We start from the raw sequence: 21,562 nt of genomic DNA, 5'->3' as shown, positions 1-21,562 counted from the left end.
TAAATTAGACGTATACTATAACATATACTGTACGCTTCTCATCCGCACCTGAGACTAACTCACAATCTCCCTATGGGTTTGAATTTATCATTCTCTGCCATGAGTGGATCCAGCGAATAAACTCGGGTAAGGCTTTAGGCCGACTGATCAGATAGCCTTGCATCAGCAAGCTGTATTTATATTTCTCCAGATATTGCAATTCTTCAATGCGCTCGATGCCTTCAGCAACAATGTCCATTTGTTGATTTTGTGCAATATCAATCAGGCTGTCGACCAGCACCTGAGAAAAACGGTCGCACTCTATATAGGTGATGAGCGAGCGATCCAGTTTAATTTCAGTAAAGGGCAAGCTTTTTAATTGCTGCAGGTTAGTAAACCCGGTTCCGAAGTCATCTAGTGAGAGGTCGAAACCTCTTAACCTTAACCTGTTGATGGTTTCAAGTTGCAAGCTACTGACAATAGGCTGGTTTTCGGTGATCTCTATAATCACTTCCTTGGGTTCCAGACGGTTGAGTTCGAGGATCAGAGCCAGCTTGTCAGGACAGCCACTGTCATTGAGTTGCACAGGTGACAAGTTAAAAGCGAGCTTAAAGGGGTAATTGAGTTCGGCTCTGAGCTTTTGAAACTCTTTAGTGGCTTTTTCAAACAGCTGAAAAGTAACCAGATTAATCAAGTCCAGATCCTGAGCCACCCCGATAAATCGATGGGGGAGTAGGGTTTCACCATACTGCTGAGAAACAATGCGCGCTAATACCTCGACACTTTTGATCTTCTTGCTGCCACGGTGGACTTTGGGCTGATAAAAGGGCGTGATTTCGTTATTACTGATCGCATACAGCAGTTGTTCCTCTGTAACACAAGACTCTTCTGACTCATCGTTGCCAATAAAACTATCCAGCTTCTTCAGGAGCCTGTCTACGTCATTGAGTTGTACAGGTTTAGAGATATTGCCTATCAGGTGGGTGTTATGTTGTCTGGCCAGGTTTGCAGCCAGATCCATCACCCGGGTTTCCATCTCTGAGATAATGACAATCCCGCCGGGATATCTCAGTTCGCCGAGCTTGCGGATCAGCTCCATACCGTCCATGTCAGGCATGTTGAGATCGGTAAAAACCGCATCATAGTGCAAAGGGGTTTGCCGAACCAGCTCCAGCGCTTGAGGTGCACTGTCTACGGTGGTTACATAGTCTACTTCCAGCTCTGCCAGTATGGCTTTCATGACTATCAATATCGCCTGTGAATCGTCAACGACAAGAATGTGTTTAGCCTGATGTTGCATGACGCTATCCTTAGTTTGGAACCTAATTGTCAGTTTAGTACATGGGGTATAGAACGCACATGACAGAGGTGTGGCTTGGAAAAAATAATTGCGGTGTTGGAGGCCTGCGTATGTTCACAGGGCTAGGTACTTGTCGATAAAAAGTGCGTATAATGGGCACACTTTATGTTTTAACGACGAGTCAACATGACCCGCATTGAGTTTCCCTTAGCAGGCTATCAGATGTCTGTACTAGTGAATCGCCAGGAGATCCTGCAGGTATACCAGGATCAGCAACGACTGGCACATGAACCCATCGACGCACAATTGGTCCAGGTCAATGTTGCCGGACACAAACTTCAACTGGATCGCAGCCGACTAGCCGAGGGGTTGCTGGCGGTGGCAGTCAACGACGAACCCTGGCAGTGGCTCGAGGTGCCAATCCAACATAATGACAATAAAGGAAGCTGGCTTGGGTTGGCGGCTTTGGGGTTTAAGCTGCTAAAGAGTGCCAATGTGGTTAAAGCGGCACTGGCAGGGGCCTCTTTGGCCGGGTATGCCTGGCTGTTTTCTTGGCAGTTTGCGGTGATGTTGTTAGCGTGTTTGGTGATCCACGAGTACGGCCATATTCGGGCAATGCGCTACTTTGGATTGAAAACCAAAGGGATTTACCTTATCCCATTTGTAGGAGGTTTGGCTGTAAGTGAAGATAAACTAACTACCCGTTGGCAAAATGTCATTATTTCCTTGATGGGGCCCGCTTTTGGTTTACTTGCCTCGCTGCTAGCGGTGGTTCTGTATTATGTGACTGAGCTGGAGATATTCGCTGGTGTGGCTGTGCTGAGTGCATTGCTTAATCTCTTTAATATGTTGCCCATTTTGCCGCTCGATGGGGGGCATGTACTGAAAAGTATCAGCTTTTCTATGCGTTCCTGGGTTGGTCTGCTGATCTGTCTGGCTGGGATTTTGCTGGGTGCGGTGATCAGTTATACCTTTGGTTTGATGCTGCTGGTATTCTTCCTGGTGATAGGCACAATCGATATTTTGCTGGAGTGGCGGGGCCGTCATCAGGCTCATCTCATCCCGCTAGATCGCTATGGTCAGATCGTCTCAACGGCGCTATATGTTGTTGTCTGCGTCGGCTTAATTGGCGTGATGTGGCACTTTGCTGAGGCGGATAGTGTATTGCTGAGTCTGCCCATTAAAGTACTATCCAATTAATCTTTAACCGGTCAGGTTGCTGACCGGCAAGCATTACGGGCTAGGCCAGGGTCAGTAAAAGAGCGATCACCACGCCACTGACTAACAATTGAATCAAACAAAATCCCATAATATCTTTGGCTTTCAAGCCGGCGATGGCCAGTACCGGCAGAGCCCAGAAGGGTTGAATAAGGTTGGTCCAGGCATCGCCCCAGGCAACCGCCATAGCAACACGAGCAATGTCGGTCCCAAGCGCTTGTGCAGCGGGGATCACAATGGGCGCCTGCACAGCCCATTGCCCACCTCCTGAAGGAACAAAAATGTTCACCAGTCCGGCACTGAGAAAGCTCCATAAGGGCAGTGTTGTGCTGGTACTGATCTCTACAAAGCCACCCGAGATCTGCTGTGCGAGCCCGGTTTTGACCATCACAGCCATGATCCCTGCATAGAAAGGAAACTGGATCACAATACCCGCACCTCCCCTAATCGCCTCTTGTAAGCTGTTTAGCAGGTTCGCAGGTGTGCGATGTAACAAGATGGCCAGAAACAGGAATAATGCAATGACACTATTGAGGTTGAGCGTACCACCGGCGGCCAAAAAATAATAAAACAAGTAGCCACACCCGAGCAGGCCTATAGTCGTTCCGATTAAAGTGCTGTGTTCAATGCGCTCTGCCGGAGTCATTGAGGCGGGTGGGCTGGGTGGTTCCGGTTGAGCCAGTTTGCTGGGGTCGACCACGACCTGAGACTGAGTCGGCGGGAGCATAAAGCGATTAAGCAGGGGCATGATCACCAATAACACACCCAGGATTAGCAGGTTGAATGGGGCGAACAGCGTTTGGCTGGTGCCCAAAACCCCTATCTGAGCTTCGGCAAAATGGCCGGGTGTGGCAATGGTCAGTGGCACGGAGCCTGCTAATCCACCATGCCAGACGATAAATCCGGAGTAGGCACTGGCCACCAATAAGCGATAATCCACAGCAATCTGGCGAGCTAGGGCTTTAGCAAATAAAGCACCTACCACCAGGCCAAAACCCCAGTTTAACCAGCTTGCCAGCATTGCAACTAAGGTGACCAGCATAATAGCCTGTGCAGGCGAGCGAGCGAACGTGGCCAGTTTGTTCAGCGCTATGATACAGGGTTGTGTACTGGCTAACATGTATCCGCACACTAAAATGAGCAGCATCTGCATGGCAAATTGAAGCAGGTTCCAAAACCCTTGTCCCCAGATGGTGATGGCCTCCAGTGGGGTCGTGGGTGTAAACACGCTGGCAAGGGCGAGCACCAGCAGGGTCAACAGGCAAACGAAAATATAGGGGTCGGGTAAATATCGTTCAACCAGTCGGCTGAGTGGTTGTGTGATATGGTTTAGCATGACAGATTCCCATTGAGTGTGCGCAACAAACAGCGTTCATGTAAAAAGTGACTTAATTCACTAAAAGTTAGTCAATTAAGCTATGCTAATAGCTGTGAACGTCGCGTTATTTTTTTATTTTATTGATTTTTAAGTGTTTATAATTTTGGCACAAAACATGTAACAGTTAAATCATACGATTGAATTGTCTGCGCGTCATCATACAAATGCGCAGTTAAAACTAAAAAAGAGAGGTCTTTATGGCAGGACAGGGTTCAGGAGGCAATGTAATTGCCGCAATATGTAATGTCTTTTTTCCAGGCTTAGGACAATTAGTGCAGGGACGTTTACTTGCAGCGCTTATCTTCGCAGTCGTCTGTGTTGGTGGATATGCACTATGGTGGTTAGTAGTGCCTGCGGTAGTGGCCGCCATTTTTCACTTGTGGTCGATCATTGATGCGGCCAAGTATCGCTCATCAGATTGATAAAACAGCCAGCCACAGGCTGAGTGAGATCACACTTAGCAGGGTAGATAGCACAACGCCGCCAGCACTGTTTGCTTGTTGAACGGATAGCTGGCGGGCAACCAGGTAGGCGTTGACACCCAGTGGCGCGGCACTCATGAGCGTGACGACCTGGCGTTGTAATGGCTCTAGTGCCAGTAGTGTTGCTGTCAGATAAACGCACAGAGGCAGTATCAGCAGTTTGATGATGCTGATCATAAGTGCCGGATACCACACGGTGCGAAACCCGTACTGAACCAGACTGGCACCCAGCACAAACAGTGCACCTGCAATGGCTGGTTGGGCAAACCAGTCCATTCCTGACAAGAGCAAAGCCGGGATAGTCACTGGCAGCAAATTGGCGAGCAGTCCGAGACTGATACTCAGTACAACGGGGTTCAAAAACAGTGGCTTGAGCCAGTCAATACCACCTTTCCCTTTTCCGGCCAAAATGAAAGTAAGAGAAAATAACACCGCACTGTGCAGTGGGATGATCATAAATACCATGGCCGCTGCCTGTTCACCCAGTGCTGCCAGAATGACAGGCAGACCAACCACCACTGTATTCGAGTAGGTACCGTTTAGTGCGCTTAATGCGGCTTCTTCGGTTGCGAGTTTAAAGCGTCGCCGCATCACGAGTAGCACCAGGCAGTAAAGCGCAATGACGGGCAGATAAAATGCCAGCAGTAACGATACAGAGGCAACCTGTGACAGGTCAGCGCGATACATACTTAAAAAAAGCAGCATAGGGATGGCGAGATTAAAAATATAGGCGCGGATCCCATCCAATTGTGCGGCCGAGATAAATCGGATCCGCGCCGCCACAAACCCACAGGTGACGACGAAAATCAATGGAAACAGGATATCAATGAAAGTCACGGCTTACTCGTTGGTTGTGAAGGGCGTTATTGGCAATGCAGGCAGTATTATACGGGTTTATCGGTTCTAAACAATGCAGCGTCGTGTGGTTCAGGTATACTAACAGAGTTGTATTAAATAACCTTGAAGTGACTATGGAGTATCAGTTTATTCGCGATCCGATAGCCGGATTTCGTGTCAAAATGTCAGCGGAACATGAGCTGGTAGGACGTTGGTTAAATGATGAACTTGCGCACGACGCATTGCCAGCTTTGCTGGCTCGCCTGAAAGAAATCAAAACAACCCGGGATGAGTTTTGTCTGGAAGGACGTGAGGTACGCCTGATAGTTTCCCATCAGGAAGCGCTGTTTGAAGCCCATGACTTATATCACGATCAAACCGATGCTTTATCTGCGTTCAGTGATGATGCGCTCGCTATGGAAGAGCATGGCTTGAGCGCAGGGTGTGGCTTCGAAGATTTCGAAGCCTTGTTACTGGACTGGCAGGATTTTATTCGTCGCCGCCGTTAGCTCGTGGCTTGCTGGGGTGGTGCACCGTATAGTTGCTCCGCCCGATTAAATAAGACCCAGGATGTGAGAATATATTTGTCATTGGAACGCGGCATGTTGCCTCGGTGTGTATGTGTGAAGTAGGCTGGCGCAATCACCATTGAGCCCTGTTTTGGCTTGATGCATTTGTCCTGATAATGAAACTCAGTTTCTCCGCCTTCTTCTACGTCATTGAGATAAAACATAAATAACAATACCCGGTGGAGTGCTTCGTTGTGCTGTAATTGAGGATAAACTTCACTGTGCCAGTAAGGGTAACCGCCTTTATTCGTCGGATAGCGCTGTGCCTGGATAGACCCTAAACGAAATAATTGTTGAGTTAATATGGGGAGCTGAGGTTTACCCACTTCCTCAAAGTTATCAACGGTTAAATTAACAGGCTGGCCAGTTTTTGGATGATAAACGCTAAGCCCGAACGCCCCAATCATCATGAAAAAGTGCTCTTCAATATAATCGAACAGGTATTTCGACGTGGTTTGTTGAATATGTGTTAATTGCTGAGCATAATCCGGGTATTGATTTAAATACAGATCCTGACTGATTTTCTTACTGAGGTCGACGCCTCCTGAGGTGGTCCCCTGTGCCAGATGAGGGCTGTTATCAAAGGTCTGAATAAACTGCTGGCAAAACTCAGGACTCAGTGCATTCTCATAAATGCGAATAAAATCAGTCATGTTGATATCCAAAATTGGTTAGAATTATTATGTTGTCAGAAACTATTATGCCGCGTTTCAGTGAAACGGATGTCCTCGGACACATCAACAATACCGTACTCCCGGTATGGTTTGAAGCGGCGCGCATGCCTATTTTCAAAATTTTTACACCGGATCTTAATCCACATCAATGGAAGCTAATTGTTGCCAAGGTAGAAGTAACCTTTAAAGGTGAGCTGTTTTACGGCCAGCCTGTCGAAATCAAAACGGCGATTGAAAAGGTTGGTAACAGCTCCTTCGTGATCTTACAGCAGGCCTGGCAGCATGACGAATGCTGTGCCGAAGGGCGCACTGTGATGGTGCGTTATGACTTTGCGGGTAAAGCATCTCAGTCACTCAGTGAAGAAGAGCAGGCTGCGCTAAGCAAGTATGCGTTATAGCGCGCCTGGCCGGATATTCACTTAGCGGTTTCGGAACTGATGGCCGATGGCCGCTGAGATGCAGGGTTTAACAACAAATTCATAGCGGGCAGGATCGCCCTCAATTTTAGTAATTTCCAGCAGTTCGTAGTCGTTTAACTCGATGATCCGCGTGCCTGGTGCAATTTCACACCGGGAACGGCTGTCCGATTCATACTCGTAGATAAAGTAAGTCAGCGCGTTTTGCAGATGGCGTTCATACTTATCAGCATTCTTTTCAAATGCTGATAACTGGACTTTGAGTTCGTTTAGCTCCGCCTGTTGTTCTGCCAGCTTCGCTTGCTCTGTGTCATTGACTGCTGAGCCTGCTATGGCGTCGATTGTGGTGTGTGTAAGCGTATTGTCGGCGTCATCTTGCATCGCAATATTGAGTTGGATCGACTGACCGGTAAAGCCTTCTACGATATGGCGTAAAAAGCTATTGACACCTCGGGACATGCCCGTTGAGGAAATAAACACCGCCATTTGGTAGAGCAAAAATAACCCAAAGAAAAAGCGCACGAGTCCGGTGGTAACAGGGTACTGGTAGTCTGGACTATGCCACCATTTATGGAGCCCAAACGGGCGCAGCAACATCAGTACGAATAAATAAACTGGCTGAATAAGTTGCAGCAGGATCAACAGTAAAATGCTGGTGGTCACAAACCAGGTCGGAACAGATAACAGCATGCTAAAGTTGTGCGAGTAGGGCAGGTGATCTGCATTCACACCCGTGATGTCATTTACCATTCCCGCTGCCTGGGCAAGCGCATAGTTGGCAATAAACGCGTAAAACAGCAAAATCACGGCTTTGCCTGGCAGGCTTTCCCAAAGGTGGATAAACCTCGGCCAGAATTCTCTGGTCATGGCTATCAGTGCGAGGACCGATGCCCCCAGATAAAGCGAGCTGTCTTCAGGCAGTTCATTGAAGATGGCAAGCAAACACAGCATGGTTGCTGAAAAGTAGCAGCGTTGTGCCACATTCAGGGTGTGCCAGAATACCAGCCATTTTTTTTGCAGTGTTGAAAAAGGGCCTACAACAGGTTGTATTGCGCTGGGAAGTGCCAGTTTCATTGTTATTATTCCATTCCCTGACCGTGAAAGTGAGTGGGGAGCATGGCTCCCCTTGCTCGCTCCGTTATAGCATAGGCTTGAGGTATCGACCAGTGTGAGAAGCTGTACACTCAGCAACCTCTTCCGGGGTGCCAGCAACTAGGATCTGACCACCGCCAGCACCGCCTTCCGGGCCAAGGTCGACTATCCAGTCGGCAGTTTTAATGACATCCAGGTTGTGTTCTATCACCACTACGGTATTACCATGGTCACGTAATCGGTGCAGTACAACCAGCAGCTGCTGAATATCATGGAAATGCAGACCTGTGGTTGGCTCATCAAGGATATACAGGGTTTTACCAGTGTCTCGTTTAGATAATTCACGGGCAAGTTTGACTCGTTGCGCTTCACCACCAGACAACGTTGTTGCTGCCTGGCCGAGTCGAATGTAGGACAGCCCCACATCCATCAATGTTTGTAATTTGCGTTTGATGGCTGGGATCTTATCAAAGAACTCACGGGCATCTTCTACTGTCATTTCCAGCACTTCATGGATGTTCTTGCCTTTATACAGGACTTCTAAAGTTTCCCGGTTGTAGCGTTTGCCTGTACAGACATCACAGGGCACATAGACATCGGGTAAAAAGTGCATTTCGACTTTGATCACACCGTCGCCCTGACAGGCTTCACAGCGACCGCCTTTCACATTGAAACTAAAGCGGCCAACCTTGTAACCCCGCGAGCGCGCTTCCTGGGTACCTGCGAATAACTCCCGGATCGCTGTAAAGATCCCGGTATAGGTGGCCGGGTTTGAGCGTGGTGTGCGTCCGATTGGACTTTGATCTATGTCGATCACCTTGTCAAAATGCTCCAGGCCTTCGATGGACTGGTAAGGTGAAGGCTCAGCAACCGTTGCTCCGTTAAGTTCTCTGTGTGCCAGTTTGAATAGGGTGTCGTTGATCAGAGTTGACTTGCCAGAACCAGACACGCCGGTGACGCAGGTCATCAAGCCAAATGGGATCTTGAGATTCACGTTTTTAAGGTTGTTTCCACTGGCGCCATTCAGTGCCAGCCATTGCTCACCAGTTTGATGACGCTCAGCAGGTACGGCTATGGCTTGCTGCCCACTGAGATATTGGCCAGTCAGTGATTTTGGGTTTGCCATGATGTCTTCGCGGCTGCCTTCTGCGACCACATAACCACCGTGCACACCGGCACCAGGGCCGATATCTATAATGTGGTCGGCTGCACGAATAGCATCTTCATCATGTTCAACCACGATAACGGTATTGCCCAGATCACGCAGGTGGGTGAGGGTGCTCAGTAATCGATCATTGTCTCTTTGGTGTAGCCCGATCGACGGTTCGTCAAGTACGTACATGACGCCCACCAGGCCCGCACCTATCTGGCTTGCTAGTCGGATCCTTTGGGCTTCACCACCTGAGAGCGTATCGGCACTACGTTCCAGTGATAGGTAGTTCAGACCGACATTGATCAAAAAGGACAAACGGTCACGGATCTCTTTGAGTACCTTTTCTGCGATCTTGGCCTTTTGACCGCTGAGGGTCAGTGCATCAAAAAAGTCACAGGCTTCCCCAATACTCATGGTCGTGACCGTCGGTAGATTGGTGGCACCAATAAAGACGTGACGAGCTTCTTCTCTCAATCGGGAGCCATTACATTTAGGGCAGGCTTGACTGGTTTGGTATTTAGCCAGCTCTTCGCGGACTGAGGCCGATTCCGTTTCTCGGTAACGGCGGTTCATATTGTTTAATACGCCTTCAAACTCATGGTTTCGGGTGATTAAGTCTCCGCGGTCATTGCGATAGTTGAAGGCTATCTTGGTTCGCCCCGAGCCTTCCAGCACCACCTTTTGTGCGTCGCTTGATAAGTTCTGAAACGGTGTTTCGAGGTCGAAGTCGTAGTGTTCAGCCACTGAACTAAGCATCTGATAATAGTAAAAGCTGCGTTTATCCCAGCCTTTAATGGCGCCACCGGACAGACTCAGCTCGGGGTTTTGTACTACCCGGCTGGGGTCAAAGAACTGTCTGACACCCAGTCCGTCACAGCTTTGACAAGCTCCGGCAGGGTTATTGAACGAGAACAAACGAGGCTCCAGCTCGGTCATGGCATAGCCACACGTCGGGCAGGCAAAGTTAGCGGAAAACACCAATTCTTCATCCAGGCTGTCGTCCATGGCAGCCACCACGGCAATGCCATCCGCCAGCTCCAGCGCCGTTTCAAAGGATTCGGCCAACCTTTGCTCCAATCCCTCTTTGACCTTAAAGCGGTCAACGACCACCTCGATGGTGTGCTTTTTGTGTAGTTCCAGGGTCGGCGGATCGGATAAGTCGCATACTTCACCATCAATGCGGGCACGAATAAAGCCCTGGCTGGCAAGTTGTTCAAGGAGTTTAACATGCTCCCCTTTACGATTTTTGACCACCGGGGCCAGCAGCATTAATTTGCTGCCTTCAGGGTGACCCAGTACGGTATCGACCATTTGACTGATGGTCTGCGCTTTCAGTGGCAAATCATGAGTTGGGCAGCGAGGTTCACCAACACGTGCGAACAACAAGCGCAGGTAATCGTAAATTTCGGTGATGGTACCTACTGTTGAACGAGGATTGTGAGAAGTAGACTTCTGCTCAATAGAAATGGCCGGCGAAAGTCCTTCGATGTGATCGACATCGGGCTTTTCCATCAGTGACAAGAACTGTCTGGCGTAAGCAGACAGGGATTCGACATAACGGCGTTGCCCTTCAGCATACAAGGTATCGAATGCCAATGATGATTTGCCAGACCCCGACAGGCCTGTGATCACGATGAGCTTGTCGCGCGGTATTGTAAGAGAGATGTCTTTGAGGTTGTGCGTGCGTGCACCTCTAACTTCTATTTTATCCATGGTGGCCTTATTTGCTGTACAAACTTACAGTGTTTTTCTCAGAGTCCAAGAGTACCCTATCCAGCCTGTAAAATTAAGCTATCTTGGCTAAACTTACGATAAACCTTGAAACCGGGGATCACATTTGTACTGGTTCGCTCTAATCTGGGTGCTGTTTACGCCGTTCGTGGTTGGGTGTGAGCTGATTGTCCGGTTTGAAAATTACGCAGCACAATCGCGTTTAGACACTAAGTTGAAGTGGCATGGTCTGGATGTGGATTTTGCCAAGGCACTGCTTGATGAGGCTGGCTGCGGTTATCAGTTTATTAATGTGCCCTGGGGTCGGGCGCTGAAAATGCTGGCTGAGGGCGAGCTTGATATGGTGCTCAGTGTCAGTCGTACACCAGAGCGGGAGCAGTTTGCCTACTTTATTGGTCCGCAAAGAATGGAAACCATAGTGTTTGCAATGAATCAGTTGCGCCCTTATCCAGTGCAAACGCTGTCTGATCTGTTTAAGCTCCCGGTGCCCGTAGCCATTCAGAAGGGGGCGTTTTATGGTCATGTATTTAACGAGTTACTGTTGCGAGAGCAGACAAAAGCCGAGTCGCAACGCTTTATTTATGTGGCCGATAATCAACGCAAACTCAGCTTACTTAAACATGGCAGGATCGCAGGCTTTTTGGAAGAAAAATTCAACGTGCTGTATCAGTCGCAACATAATCCTGACTTTGCTCATATCACAATGAGTTCGCTGGTGGTAAACCGCGAGCCAGTCTACTATGCGCTGAGTAGGCAGTCGGTCTCGGCTCAGGACTTACGGCAGCTTGTAAGCGCATTTGAACGATTACAACATTCAGGTCGATTAACGCGGATCCTGGCAAAATATGGATTAGACTAAACGTCGGCTTTTCTCACTAAAATCTGATCTGGTCGTCAACACTTGGTTACTTTTTTGCTAGACTAGCGCCTGTTTTTGTCTTAGCCAAATAAGTGTCATGTCGAAACAATCACTTAACTCTCTTGAAAAACGTGCAGCCATTTCACTGGCAAGTGTCTTTGCCTTTAGGATGCTGGGGCTGTTTATGTTGATGCCTGTGTTGGCTATCTACGGTCAGTCGCTCACTGATGTGTCGCCATTGTGGATTGGTCTGGCAATTGGTGCTTACGGGCTGACGCAGGCGTTGCTGCAAATACCTATGGGCTGGCTGTCCGATAAGTTTGGTCGTAAGCCTATTATTGTTGCCGGTTTAATTATGTTTGCCATCGGATCTGTGATAGCGGCACTGGCTGAGTCAATTTACTGGGTAACGGCAGGCCGTGCTCTTCAGGGGATGGGTGCCATTGCAAGTGCCTTGCTGGCCTTGGCGTCTGATCTGAGTCGCGATGAGCAAAGGCCAAAAGTCATGGCTGTGATTGGCATGTGTATCGGCATGAGCTTTGCTGTGGCAATGCTTTTAGGCCCAATGGTTGCCGCGGCGTTTGGCATTGCGGGGATCTTCTGGCTGACCGCCGCGTTGGCATTATTGGGGATCGGGATCGTGTTGTTTATTGTGCCTGGAGCTGTAAATCGCGCGCCAAAAGGAGATACCGTCGCCAGCATGGCGGATATTCGTAAACTGGTGCGCCATCCACAGCTGGTCAGACTGGACCTTGGAGTGTTGCTGCTACACTTAACATTGACCACCTTGTTTGTTGCGCTTCCGGGCCAGCTGATTGCCGACGGCTTAGTCGCGCAAGATCACTGGCAATTGTATATTCCGGTTTTATTACTTGCGTTTGTTTTGATGGCCCCGCTGATGATAGTGGCGATCCGCAAACAAAAAGAGAAGCAGGTATTTTTAGCGTCGATTGCGCTGCTCGTGGTGAGCACGCTGGCGTTGATCCCGGCGGCAAACTCGTTGATCGGCATTGCAGTAGCAATGACAGTATATTTTATTGCTTTTAACTTTCTGGAAGCAACGATGCCTGCGTTGGTATCGCGCATTGCACCTGCCACTCAAAAAGGCTCGGCGATGGGGGTCTTTTCCTCCTCGCAGTTTTTTGGCGCATTTGCGGGTGGTGTGATAGGCGGCTACCTGGCCCAGCATTTTAATCCTCAAACTGTGTTTGCTGCGGCTGCGGCAATTGGGGTAATATGGCTATTTATTGCGTGGCGTATGCAAATCCCGGTGCGAAGTAAAACACTTAGTTTTGTTACTGAGGTTGATGAGCCTGAAAAAGCCGATGCGTTGGCGGATCAGCTGGTCGCATTACCCGGGGTCATCGAAGCGACCGTTGTCAGTGAAGAAAATCGTACTTACTTGAAAGTAAACGATAAAGAATTTGATTTAAACCAAGCAAAGCAAGCCCTGGGCTTGCGCTAGCTTGCAATAGTGTGAGGAGAGGGTGCCATGGCACGCGGTGTAAACAAAGTTATTTTGGTTGGTAATTTAGGCCAAGATCCTGAAGTACGTTATATGCCTAACGGAAACGGCGTAGCGAACATCAGTATTGCAACGACCGATAGTTGGAAAGACAAAAACACAGGTCAGATGCAAGAGCGCACTGAATGGCATCGTGTTGTGCTATTCGGTAAGCTGGCAGAGGTAGCAGGCGAGTACCTGCGTAAAGGTTCACAAGTCTATATTGAAGGTCGCTTACAGACGCGTAAGTGGACAGATCAAGGTGGTCAGGAACGTTACACCACAGAGATCGTTGTTGATATGGGTGGCCAGATGCAAATGCTGGGCGGCCGCGGTGAACAAGGTGGCGGTCAGTACCAGGGTGGTCAACAGGGCGGCCAAAACTATGGTCAGTCCAACTATGGCAATAATGCGAATCAGGGCGGTCAGTCTCAGTACGGACAACAGCAACAAGGTGGATTCGCGCCTCAGCAGTCTCAACAGCCTCAGCATAACCAACAGCAAGGCGGTGGTTTTGGCGGAGGCCAGTCAATGGGGCAGCAACCGCAGCATAATGCGCCTGCCCAAGGTGGGTTTGCTCCTCAGCAAGGCAATGCAGGTGGTAACGCAGGTGGCAATGCCAGCAGTAATGCAAGTGGCAGTGCCAGCAACCCAATGGAACCGCCCATTGACTTTGATGACGATATTCCATTCTAATCAAAGACTGAAATATCAGTGTTGAAAAACAATCAAAAAAAAGCCGCTAGTAAGCGGCTTTTTTTAGTTTATTGGAAAATGAATGATCTGTTATCTGTGACGCTAATCGATAAAGGCTGGCAAAATCTGCTCAGCGACAATTTGTTGTGTGGCATGGTCCACATGATGCGCCGTTATGGCAATAATTAGGTCTAATTCTTCTATTAAAATGATGTATATGCCACCCCCGCCTTGTGCAGAAACACTCGAATATTTTTTATCTTTGTATTGAAGGTCTGAACTCCACCAATAATAGCCATAACCCTGGTTAGAGACGTCTTTGCCATCTCCGAAAATTTCATCATCTCCCGTGGTGATAAGTTTACTGGTGGATCTGGTCATAAAATCACGATTAATTATTTGCTTGCCTTTCCATTTGCCCTTATTTGCGGCGAGTATGCCCATTTTTATCATGTCTCTTGATGTTAAGCTCGACCGCCATATTGACTCAGGTAAGCCGCTCGGTGCAGTTTTCCAGGCAAAATTTGTGATGTTTAATTGCCCCAATAATTCTGTCTTAATGAATGTTTCAATATTGCCGGGGACTACAGCCGCAAGTACCTGCATAATCAGTTGAGGACCAATATCGTAATAAAAGCCTTTTGACTCGGGCGTTATGGGTGCGCTGTGTTCGAAAAGAAATTGAATTTCCTTCTGACCTGGGACTAATTCAGGACGTTCCAGCAAAGACTTACGGGTTGCATCGCTGATCCTAAGACCTGTTGTCATTGTTAAAGCCTGATGTAATGTAATATGACTTGCACCATCAACAAATTTTGCAGCGTCCAACTTGTTCAGAAAGCCAGCCACGGGTTTGTCCAAATCTTCCATGCTGAGGTAACCCAGTTGCATGGCACGACCAAGCAACATGCCTGTGTAAGCTTTAGTAACGGATGATTGGGGGTGAGATAAATCTACGCGCCCTCTGAGGTAATACGACTCAAATACCAGCTTGCCTTTGTGGTGAATTAAGAGGCTGTCAAAATTACCGTGTTGTCCTTTGGCAAGCTCATCAGCCAGTGCAAGAATAGTGGCTTTTTTACCGCCATCAATGCCCAGCTCACCAACGGCTAAGCCATCGTTTCTGGGGGCAGGCTTAACATCAATGAACGCCTGTGGCAGTACCGAGATATCCCAAAACTCACGATTTATGTCAGGTTGTCTCCAGTGTTGTATGATTGCTTCCTCAGCGCTGGCTGTGGGTGCCATTTTATTTATTAACTCTAAATGTACTTCATTACTTATGCTTGCAAAGCTACAGACAATCAAAGGCAGTAGTAGTGTGTATTTCACGCGAGCCATAACTTCTCCCTATAGTTCTATTTCATTGATTAAATTAAAGATGTTCTGCTTGTAACTGCTTTAGTTTGCGATGGATAATGTAGCTTACTGGGGGCAGCAGATATAAAAGGCAAAGCACACCTGTCGCAACAATGGGTCCTATTTGGTTTGCTTCAAAGTGATAATTTGCGATGTGTATGATGGCCCATATGTAAGGAATGAAAGCAAGTGAATAACCACTTACGGCGAGTTTTATGATGGAAGCTTGTTGTTCTTTATATAAATGGAGGAGCAGTGCGATACTGAAGAATGAGATGATGAAAGACTCGAAATGTATAAACATTCCCCATTCTGCCAGCGCTAAAATGTCCCAAAAATTGTGCCAAAAGTGTGTACTAAATAGTGCCATATGAATTTTCCCTTGTAACAGTTCATCCCAAAACGTGTCAGAAATAGAAGTGGGGTCGCTCAATATGGATAGCAAAACAATTAAACCTGCAGTTGTAATGAACATGATAAGTGGTAAGTAAAAGTTCAATCGCCCTAACATTTCAACAGAAGCTAATTTCTTTTTTAGATAAATCATGCTTGTTTCAAGAGTCTGTTGCCAATACCACTGATTGGCACGTTTAAGATTCTGCTTTGCCAGTATATTAAACTCTTCTTCAAGGTCACCCAGAACGCTTTCTAGCAGTCGATTAGGAAGCAACATAGAGAGGACTTTATTTGCCAATACTGGCGGTTTGGCATCTGGTTCTTTGTCAGAGTAGAGGCTCATAGCTAACCCTCCTGGCTTAAAGAATGTCGAACAGAGAGTCCTTGCCATAAAGTGTCCATGGCCTGTCTGACACGTTTAAGTGCACTGTGGCCTTGTGCTGTTACTTTGAAATAGCGTTTTGCTCGTCCACCTCGCTGCGCTGTGGCTTCACCCAGCCGTGATTCCACCATACCTTTACGCTCTAATCGCTCTAGTGTTGAATAAAGTGCGCCAATGGCGACATTACGATTCACTTGCTCTGCCAATAGTTGTCTAATCGCTGCACCATACGCTTCATTGTCAAGTTGCAGTAATGCAAGCATCGTCATTTGTTCGAATTCACCCAAGAATTTATCTTTGTCAGACATAACAGGAAGTCCTTAAAATTTACTTTCCTTATTTTTACTACAAAATAGTAATTTTCTGCAAGGTATTATTACTACAATGTAGTTTTATTGTGGATCACACGGTCACTGAAGTGTAACTGAGGTGTGTTAGGAGCAAAGAGATAGCACGGAGAGGGGGAGTAAGAGCGAGTTAGCAGAAGTAGGGCCTTGAAACGCAGGTTTATGGATTAAGACACTATTGCTATAACGCGGGCCTGGCAGTGTTTATTCGCCCACGGAGGAATCTGCTCCAGGCAACTTGAGTTTTAGCCTGTCTTGAACAAAACTTGATACAGGGTTTACTGGCTTGTGTAGCAGCATGCGTCGATTATTAAAAGCTGACAAAGAAGTCTTTACCGGGTGGGGTGTACGCGCGGTGATTGTGGTTGTCTGGTTACTCGTCAATGGCGCGCTTTGGCAATTCACCCATGCACAGGTAGTTCAGCAAGCGGGCCAGCTACAAAGCCACTTCGGGCAATTAGACGCCTCCGTGAGTGGAAGTCGGGTCGGTGAGTTTTCTACGCTGGTGCATCATTATGGGTTTGCAGCCGAAACACAGACTGCGAGTATCTGGCTTTGGGCCATAGAAAGCGTCAAGTTTCAGTTTGCTGACACAGAACTGTACCTCTCTCCCGCACCCATTGTGCAAGATTGTTTACCTGTTGTCTTGTTTATGAACTGTTTGATGTTGGTGGCAGGCTATTTACTCTCTAGGTGGATGGGCAGTCTTTCGCGCGCAGAGCTGTCAGCCACGCAAGCACGGGCAATTACCTCTGAGTTATCTCCTGATATACAGGCTAATGCAGTAGAAGCGAGCCGAAAGGTATCTGTGTTCGCGATGTTGAAGTGGCGTCAAACATTGCCAGAAGAGCTGGATCCGCAAAGTCATTTTAGTGTGACGCTGGCTCGCTGTTTCTCAAAGTACGAGCGTTGTTCGTGTAAGTACTTATCTTCTGGTGCATTGGTGATGACGTTAGCGCCCGTTGATAAAGTAGATGTTGATGCTCTGGCGAGGCGGATCCATGAAGTGGTGTATCAGGCCTTACTTACATTCAGACCTGATCTGTCACGCAGTGCGGTGAAGTGTGGCGTGTGCTTTTATACAAAAGGTGCTGATCAGGCGATGGTATATCAGGTTGTACGTTCGGCACTGAGCATTGCGCAAAGCAATGTCTGGCAGCATGTCCATGTTATGCCGTTGAATCACACCCTGAGCACCAGTTTACGACGAGCAGAAAGCGAGATTATGGATGACATAAAAGCCGGGCGATTTATGTTGTTCTTTCAGCCGTTATTTGGCTTTGCGCAACAAGATGTGATCCAAAGCGAAGCGCTGCTGCGGGTGCGCCACCGATCATTGGGATTGATGTCCGCTGGGCAATTTATTCATAAAATTCATCGGGCAGAGCATCTGATGCTGCTGGATAAGACCATTTTACGCCATGCTCTTAACGCGCTTGTTAAAGAACCTGCCGGTTTTTCTGTGAGTGTTAACTTGCATGTCCTCAACTGGAGTAACGTGGAGTTCATTGACTGGCTGCGTGAGCAGGTGATGACGTCTGGTCGGACAAGCGACATTGCTTTTGAGCTGGCACTCCAGGACTTCTATCAGCATGAAGAGTATTGTTGTCAGGTGCTGACGGGCGTGTCTGAAGCCGGGTGTCGGTTTGTCCTGGACCATGTCAACGCGCCGTTAAAGCTCGAAGCTCTGCGCCGGTTTGGCCAAGTAACAGCGCTTAAACTGGCATTTGAGCTGATTCACGAAGTGCACCATTCTGCAAAGCGACGCAGTGTTGTTCGCCAAATTGTCGCTCAGGCTAAAGAACTCGGCGTACCGGTATATGCTGTGGGTGTAGAAACCAAAGAAGAATTTGAATGCATTACAAAACTGGGTGTGGATGGCGCGCAGGGCTATTACTTTAGCGCGCCATTGTTACAACTGGAGCAAAGCCTGTAACATCAGCCCTGTGAGTAAGGAGCTAGATGAGATTACGGTAGCGCAGGCCGTCTAAGCCTTGCAGCCCACCACTGTGGATAGCAATGATGCGACTGCCACGCGGAAAATACCCTTGCTCAATGAGTTGCCACAAGGCATATATCAGTTTACCTGTGTAAATCGGCTCCAGCGGTAGTGCATGTTGTTGGCGCATACGTAGGCAAAATTGCCACAGCGCGGCTGAAAATTTACCGTAACCGCCATCATGATAGTCATGTAGTATTTGCCAGTTGGTGCGCTGTGCTGCATGCGGGTTTAGCCTCTGCACTTCATCATCCAGGTATTGAGCTCCCTTTAACACACTGATCCCCAGTAACTGGCTGTCGTCACTTAGCCCATCAAGCATTCCTGCTAATGTGCCGCCGCTTCCGACCGCGCAGCATACAAAATGACTTTCAGGCAGGCTTTGAGCCAGTTCCTGACAACCTTGCAGGGCATATTGATTGCTGCCCCCTTCGGGAACGATAAAAGTATCTGGAAATCGGTGTTGCAACTGTGTCAGATAATCGGGGTCATTACGTAATCTATATTCCTGGCGAGAAACGGCATGCAGCGTTATGCCACAGGCTTTGGCGAAGCGGATGGTCGGGTTGTTCTGATCCAGTTGTGGGCCCCGGATAATGGCACTTCCCTGAATCCCAAACTGCTTACAGGCCATGGCTGTGGCATAAAGGTGATTGGAGAAGGGACCGGCAAAAGTGAGTAAGGCTGATTGTCGTGCTTGCTTCATTGCCTTGAGGTTATATTTGAGCTTACGCCACTTGTTTCCCTGAATTGTTGGATGGAGTAGATCATCGCGTTTGACGTGCAGTGAAACACCCGCAGCGTCGAGCTCTGGTGCGCGGATCAGTTGTAATGGCGATTCAGGAAAATCAAGCTTGTCCATCTGAGGTTCAGTCTGTGTCGTTTCGTATCGAATAGCCGCTATTATTTCATGAAAATCTTGGTAGAACACTGGTAAGGAAGTGGCTAATAGTTGTAAACTCAGATATTAATTGTGCTAGGCTTGTGTTTTGCTTCTTAAGTACATAGCATTAAGCGCTAAATTATAAAAAATAACAAAGACCAAACAACTGCCGCTGTTGGGAATGGAATTTATGCAAATTGCTCCTTTATCTCTTTTTGTCTCTGCGACCCTTTTATCTTTAAGTGTGTCGGCGCAAGATACTGCAACTGTGACTGCCATTGAATCTGAGCGCACTGAAAAGCAAGCTGAATTAGATAACTATACTCAGGTACTCGAAAAGCATCTGAGCGAAGAAACGCGTTTACAAGCACAGCTTGACCTGTTGCGACAGCGTTCGGCGGAGCTGGATAAAGAAAAGAATCAGGCACTTGATGCGATGAACGACATTTATCGACGTCTGATTGATGACCCTTCATTGGATATCTCAGCGGCACAGAGCAGATATCAGCAAGCAGTTGCAGAACACAAACAAAATAAAGAAGACATAGTGATGCAGTTGGCGGCGATTGCATCACATCGCAAAGACATAGAGCAAATCCGCGTTACCAAGCATACGCTTGTGAACACCATTGCCGGCTTGAATGATCAACTGAGTACCGCCCGGATTGAACGTTTACGCAACGAGTTCAGCCGTGAAGGCACGCTTGAAGTGGATCACACCATTAACTGTAAACGCACCGAAACCTTAGCGGCATGTGAACAACGTGGTCAGCAATTGGGTCTGCAAAAAGCAACCAAGCACTTTATCGATCAAATCTTTGCAAATTTGACCGAGCAGCGAGTAGTGGAACCAAAGCGACATCTGGCGGGTGCTCAGGTGCAGGTAGTGAGCAGCCATGTGGTTGGCAGTGCATTCAGTGGTCAGGGAAATTATAGTGTTAATCTGAGTGTGACGATGCGCGGAGACGTCAATAATAGTCGTCTGTGTAGCTTGCTCAACCTGGATAATCGCTATTGCAGCGAATACGGTTCGCCGTTGGCGCTGGGTTATCAGGCCAGCTATCCGACCACGTACAGCGATGAACAGCTGACATTTTCAAATGAGTTATCAAAAAGTACGCCTGTGGTCAGTGTTGCAACACTGCCAGCGTCTCCGGATATCACGGCGGATATCGCCCCTCAACCACCCAAAAATCGTGAAGTAGAGCTGACCTTACGCTCTAATGTGTATGACGATGAAGTCTTTATTAACGGTGTCAGCTATGGCTCCACTAAACTTGTGGTGAATCTGCCAGCGGGTATGCATGACATTGAGGTGCGCAAGCTGGGATACGAACCCTATAAGGCTAACCTAAATTTGCGACGAGCCCGGACCCTAAATGCCCGGCTGGTAAAAAAGCCTGAGTCGATTGCTGCACCGACACCAAAAAGCGAGCAAACTCAACCAGTACAACAAGTCGCGATAGCACAACCTCAACCCGTTACAGTTGTGAACCCAGACAGGATCATCAATGAAACCGTGATCATTCCTGCTGGTAGCTTCAAAATGGGCGACTTGACAGGTAATGGCTTGGCGAATGAGCGCCCTGTGGTAGAAAAAGTGCTCAGTCATTCATATGTGATGCAGAGCAAAGAAGTTACAGTTGCTGAGTTCCGACGTTTTATTGATAGCTCTCAGTATGTTACTGAAGCTGAGAAAGGCAAAGGTTGTGCACATTATAAAAATGGTGAACCTGTCTGGGAAATTGACTTTAGCTGGCGTTCGCCTGGCTATGAGCAAGCGGATGACTTTCCGGTCGTGTGTGTCTCATATGAAGATGCCAAAGCTTATGCAAACTGGTTATCTGGCGACCAGGGGATGCAATACCGTTTGCCAAATGAAGTTGAATGGGAATATGCCGCGCGCGGTGATACTACCTCGGAATACCCCTGGGGTAATGAAATAGGCCGCAATCAGGCTAACTGTGGTTGGTGTGGCAGTGAATGGTCAAACAAAAGTCCTGCGCCGGTCGGTCAGTTTTCTGCCAATGCCTATGGGCTCTATGATACCGTGGGTAATGTCTGGGAGTGGACGCAAAAGCGCGCTTCGCAGGACGACGTAACGGTACGTGGCGGCGCCTGGAACTTTGCGCCAAGCCTTGCACGTGTATCTACACGTTTGGCCCTGGCTCCGGATTTCCGTGCCAACTACATTGGATTTAGATTAGTAAGAGAACGCTAAGGCTGTTTAATTATGCCAATGAGGCGGCGTTATCCATGCCTGTGCAGCTGTGTTACAGACACAGAGTGAAATATTTCAACGCAGTGG

At 48.1% G+C, this 21,562-nt stretch carries 19 protein-coding genes; 9 read left to right on the top strand and 10 right to left on the bottom strand.

From position 1 onward, the window contains the following. Window positions 1-70: 70 nt before the first annotated feature. Window positions 71-1,279, bottom strand: coding sequence for an EAL domain-containing response regulator (locus MHN31_RS10850; RefSeq protein ID WP_239444271.1), 1,209 nt, complete (start codon window positions 1,277-1,279; stop codon window positions 71-73). 186 nt (window positions 1,280-1,465) lie between these two features. Here MHN31_RS10850 and MHN31_RS10845 point away from each other — a divergent pair, with 186 nt between their 5' ends. After that, window positions 1,466-2,479, top strand: a complete 1,014-nt coding sequence (locus tag MHN31_RS10845) for a site-2 protease family protein (RefSeq protein WP_239444270.1) — start codon at window positions 1,466-1,468, stop codon at window positions 2,477-2,479. Between the two features lie 40 nt (window positions 2,480-2,519). On the opposite strand, the gene MHN31_RS10840 is transcribed toward MHN31_RS10845, so the two are convergent. Then, the gene (locus MHN31_RS10840; RefSeq protein WP_194866668.1) at window positions 2,520-3,833 is read right to left on the bottom strand and encodes a TIGR00366 family protein; all 1,314 of its coding nucleotides are present in this window, start codon (window positions 3,831-3,833) and stop codon (window positions 2,520-2,522) included. Between the two features lie 239 nt (window positions 3,834-4,072). Here MHN31_RS10840 and MHN31_RS10835 point away from each other — a divergent pair, with 239 nt between their 5' ends. Continuing rightward, window positions 4,073-4,297: a hypothetical protein gene (locus MHN31_RS10835; protein WP_010386680.1), complete on the top strand. Its 225-nt coding sequence runs from the start codon at window positions 4,073-4,075 to the stop codon at window positions 4,295-4,297. On the opposite strand, the gene MHN31_RS10830 is transcribed toward MHN31_RS10835, so the two are convergent. After that, a complete protein-coding gene (locus tag MHN31_RS10830; protein ID WP_194866667.1) occupies window positions 4,289-5,194 on the bottom strand; it encodes an AEC family transporter in 906 nt (301 codons plus the stop codon). The genes MHN31_RS10835 and MHN31_RS10830 overlap by 9 nt on opposite strands. A 35-nt stretch (window positions 5,195-5,229) precedes the next feature. Here MHN31_RS10830 and MHN31_RS10825 point away from each other — a divergent pair, with 35 nt between their 5' ends. Then, window positions 5,230-5,703: a YacL family protein gene (locus MHN31_RS10825; RefSeq protein ID WP_228553069.1), complete on the top strand. Its 474-nt coding sequence runs from the start codon at window positions 5,230-5,232 to the stop codon at window positions 5,701-5,703. On the opposite strand, the gene MHN31_RS10820 is transcribed toward MHN31_RS10825, so the two are convergent. Further along, complete coding sequence (locus MHN31_RS10820; RefSeq protein WP_125558593.1) at window positions 5,700-6,416, bottom strand: 2OG-Fe(II) oxygenase; 717 nt, start codon at window positions 6,414-6,416, stop codon at window positions 5,700-5,702. The genes MHN31_RS10825 and MHN31_RS10820 overlap by 4 nt on opposite strands. A 29-nt stretch (window positions 6,417-6,445) precedes the next feature. Here MHN31_RS10820 and MHN31_RS10815 point away from each other — a divergent pair, with 29 nt between their 5' ends. Then, the gene (locus MHN31_RS10815) at window positions 6,446-6,835 is read left to right on the top strand and encodes a thioesterase family protein (protein WP_239444269.1); all 390 of its coding nucleotides are present in this window, start codon (window positions 6,446-6,448) and stop codon (window positions 6,833-6,835) included. Between the two features lie 21 nt (window positions 6,836-6,856). Here MHN31_RS10815 and MHN31_RS10810 read toward each other — a convergent pair whose 3' ends face one another. Together MHN31_RS10810 and uvrA are read right to left on the bottom strand one after the other, a co-directional pair. Then, window positions 6,857-7,927: a hypothetical protein gene (locus MHN31_RS10810; protein ID WP_239444268.1), complete on the bottom strand. Its 1,071-nt coding sequence runs from the start codon at window positions 7,925-7,927 to the stop codon at window positions 6,857-6,859. A 64-nt stretch (window positions 7,928-7,991) separates the two neighbouring features. Continuing rightward, complete coding sequence (gene uvrA / locus MHN31_RS10805; RefSeq protein ID WP_239444267.1) at window positions 7,992-10,811, bottom strand: excinuclease ABC subunit UvrA; 2,820 nt, start codon at window positions 10,809-10,811, stop codon at window positions 7,992-7,994. Between the two features lie 124 nt (window positions 10,812-10,935). Here uvrA and MHN31_RS10800 point away from each other — a divergent pair, with 124 nt between their 5' ends. From MHN31_RS10800 to ssb, 3 genes are all read left to right on the top strand, one after another. Beyond that, entirely contained in the window at window positions 10,936-11,688 is a 753-nt protein-coding gene (locus tag MHN31_RS10800; protein WP_239444266.1) for a transporter substrate-binding domain-containing protein, read from the top strand. Window positions 11,689-11,785: 97 nt separating this feature from the next. Continuing rightward, window positions 11,786-13,153 (top strand): MFS transporter, encoded by a 1,368-nt coding sequence (locus MHN31_RS10795; protein WP_239444265.1) that lies wholly within the window; start codon window positions 11,786-11,788, stop codon window positions 13,151-13,153. A gap of 27 nt (window positions 13,154-13,180) precedes the next feature. After that, window positions 13,181-13,888, top strand: a complete 708-nt coding sequence (gene ssb, locus MHN31_RS10790; protein ID WP_138538356.1) for a single-stranded DNA-binding protein — start codon at window positions 13,181-13,183, stop codon at window positions 13,886-13,888. A 102-nt stretch (window positions 13,889-13,990) separates the two neighbouring features. On the opposite strand, the gene MHN31_RS10785 is transcribed toward ssb, so the two are convergent. Genes MHN31_RS10785 through MHN31_RS10775 form a run of 3 tightly spaced genes read right to left on the bottom strand, consistent with a single transcriptional unit; the run spans window position 13,991 to window position 16,333 of the window. Continuing rightward, window positions 13,991-15,229 (bottom strand): serine hydrolase, encoded by a 1,239-nt coding sequence (locus tag MHN31_RS10785; RefSeq protein ID WP_239444264.1) that lies wholly within the window; start codon window positions 15,227-15,229, stop codon window positions 13,991-13,993. Window positions 15,230-15,263: 34 nt separating this feature from the next. Then, window positions 15,264-15,986 carry a hypothetical protein gene (locus tag MHN31_RS10780; RefSeq protein ID WP_239444263.1) on the bottom strand — a complete coding sequence of 241 codons (723 nt, stop codon included), beginning with the start codon at window positions 15,984-15,986 and terminating at the stop codon, window positions 15,264-15,266. A gap of 2 nt (window positions 15,987-15,988) precedes the next feature. Then, window positions 15,989-16,333 (bottom strand): helix-turn-helix transcriptional regulator, encoded by a 345-nt coding sequence (locus tag MHN31_RS10775; RefSeq protein WP_239444262.1) that lies wholly within the window; start codon window positions 16,331-16,333, stop codon window positions 15,989-15,991. A gap of 337 nt (window positions 16,334-16,670) precedes the next feature. Here MHN31_RS10775 and MHN31_RS10770 point away from each other — a divergent pair, with 337 nt between their 5' ends. Further along, window positions 16,671-18,308 (top strand): EAL domain-containing protein, encoded by a 1,638-nt coding sequence (locus MHN31_RS10770; RefSeq protein WP_125558571.1) that lies wholly within the window; start codon window positions 16,671-16,673, stop codon window positions 18,306-18,308. A 22-nt stretch (window positions 18,309-18,330) separates the two neighbouring features. Here MHN31_RS10770 and MHN31_RS10765 read toward each other — a convergent pair whose 3' ends face one another. Then, window positions 18,331-19,233, bottom strand: a complete 903-nt coding sequence (locus tag MHN31_RS10765; RefSeq protein ID WP_125558569.1) for a pyridoxal-phosphate dependent enzyme — start codon at window positions 19,231-19,233, stop codon at window positions 18,331-18,333. 211 nt (window positions 19,234-19,444) lie between these two features. Here MHN31_RS10765 and MHN31_RS10760 point away from each other — a divergent pair, with 211 nt between their 5' ends. Beyond that, a complete protein-coding gene (locus MHN31_RS10760; protein WP_194866662.1) occupies window positions 19,445-21,475 on the top strand; it encodes a formylglycine-generating enzyme family protein in 2,031 nt (676 codons plus the stop codon). Window positions 21,476-21,562: the final 87 nt, after the last annotated feature.

It is taken from the genome of Pseudoalteromonas sp. McH1-42 (assembly GCF_022347845.1).
Lineage (GTDB): Bacteria > Pseudomonadota > Gammaproteobacteria > Enterobacterales > Alteromonadaceae > Pseudoalteromonas > Pseudoalteromonas rubra_D.
Note: the sequence above shows the minus strand (reverse complement) of the source record. Positions and strands in the feature narration are given on the sequence as shown.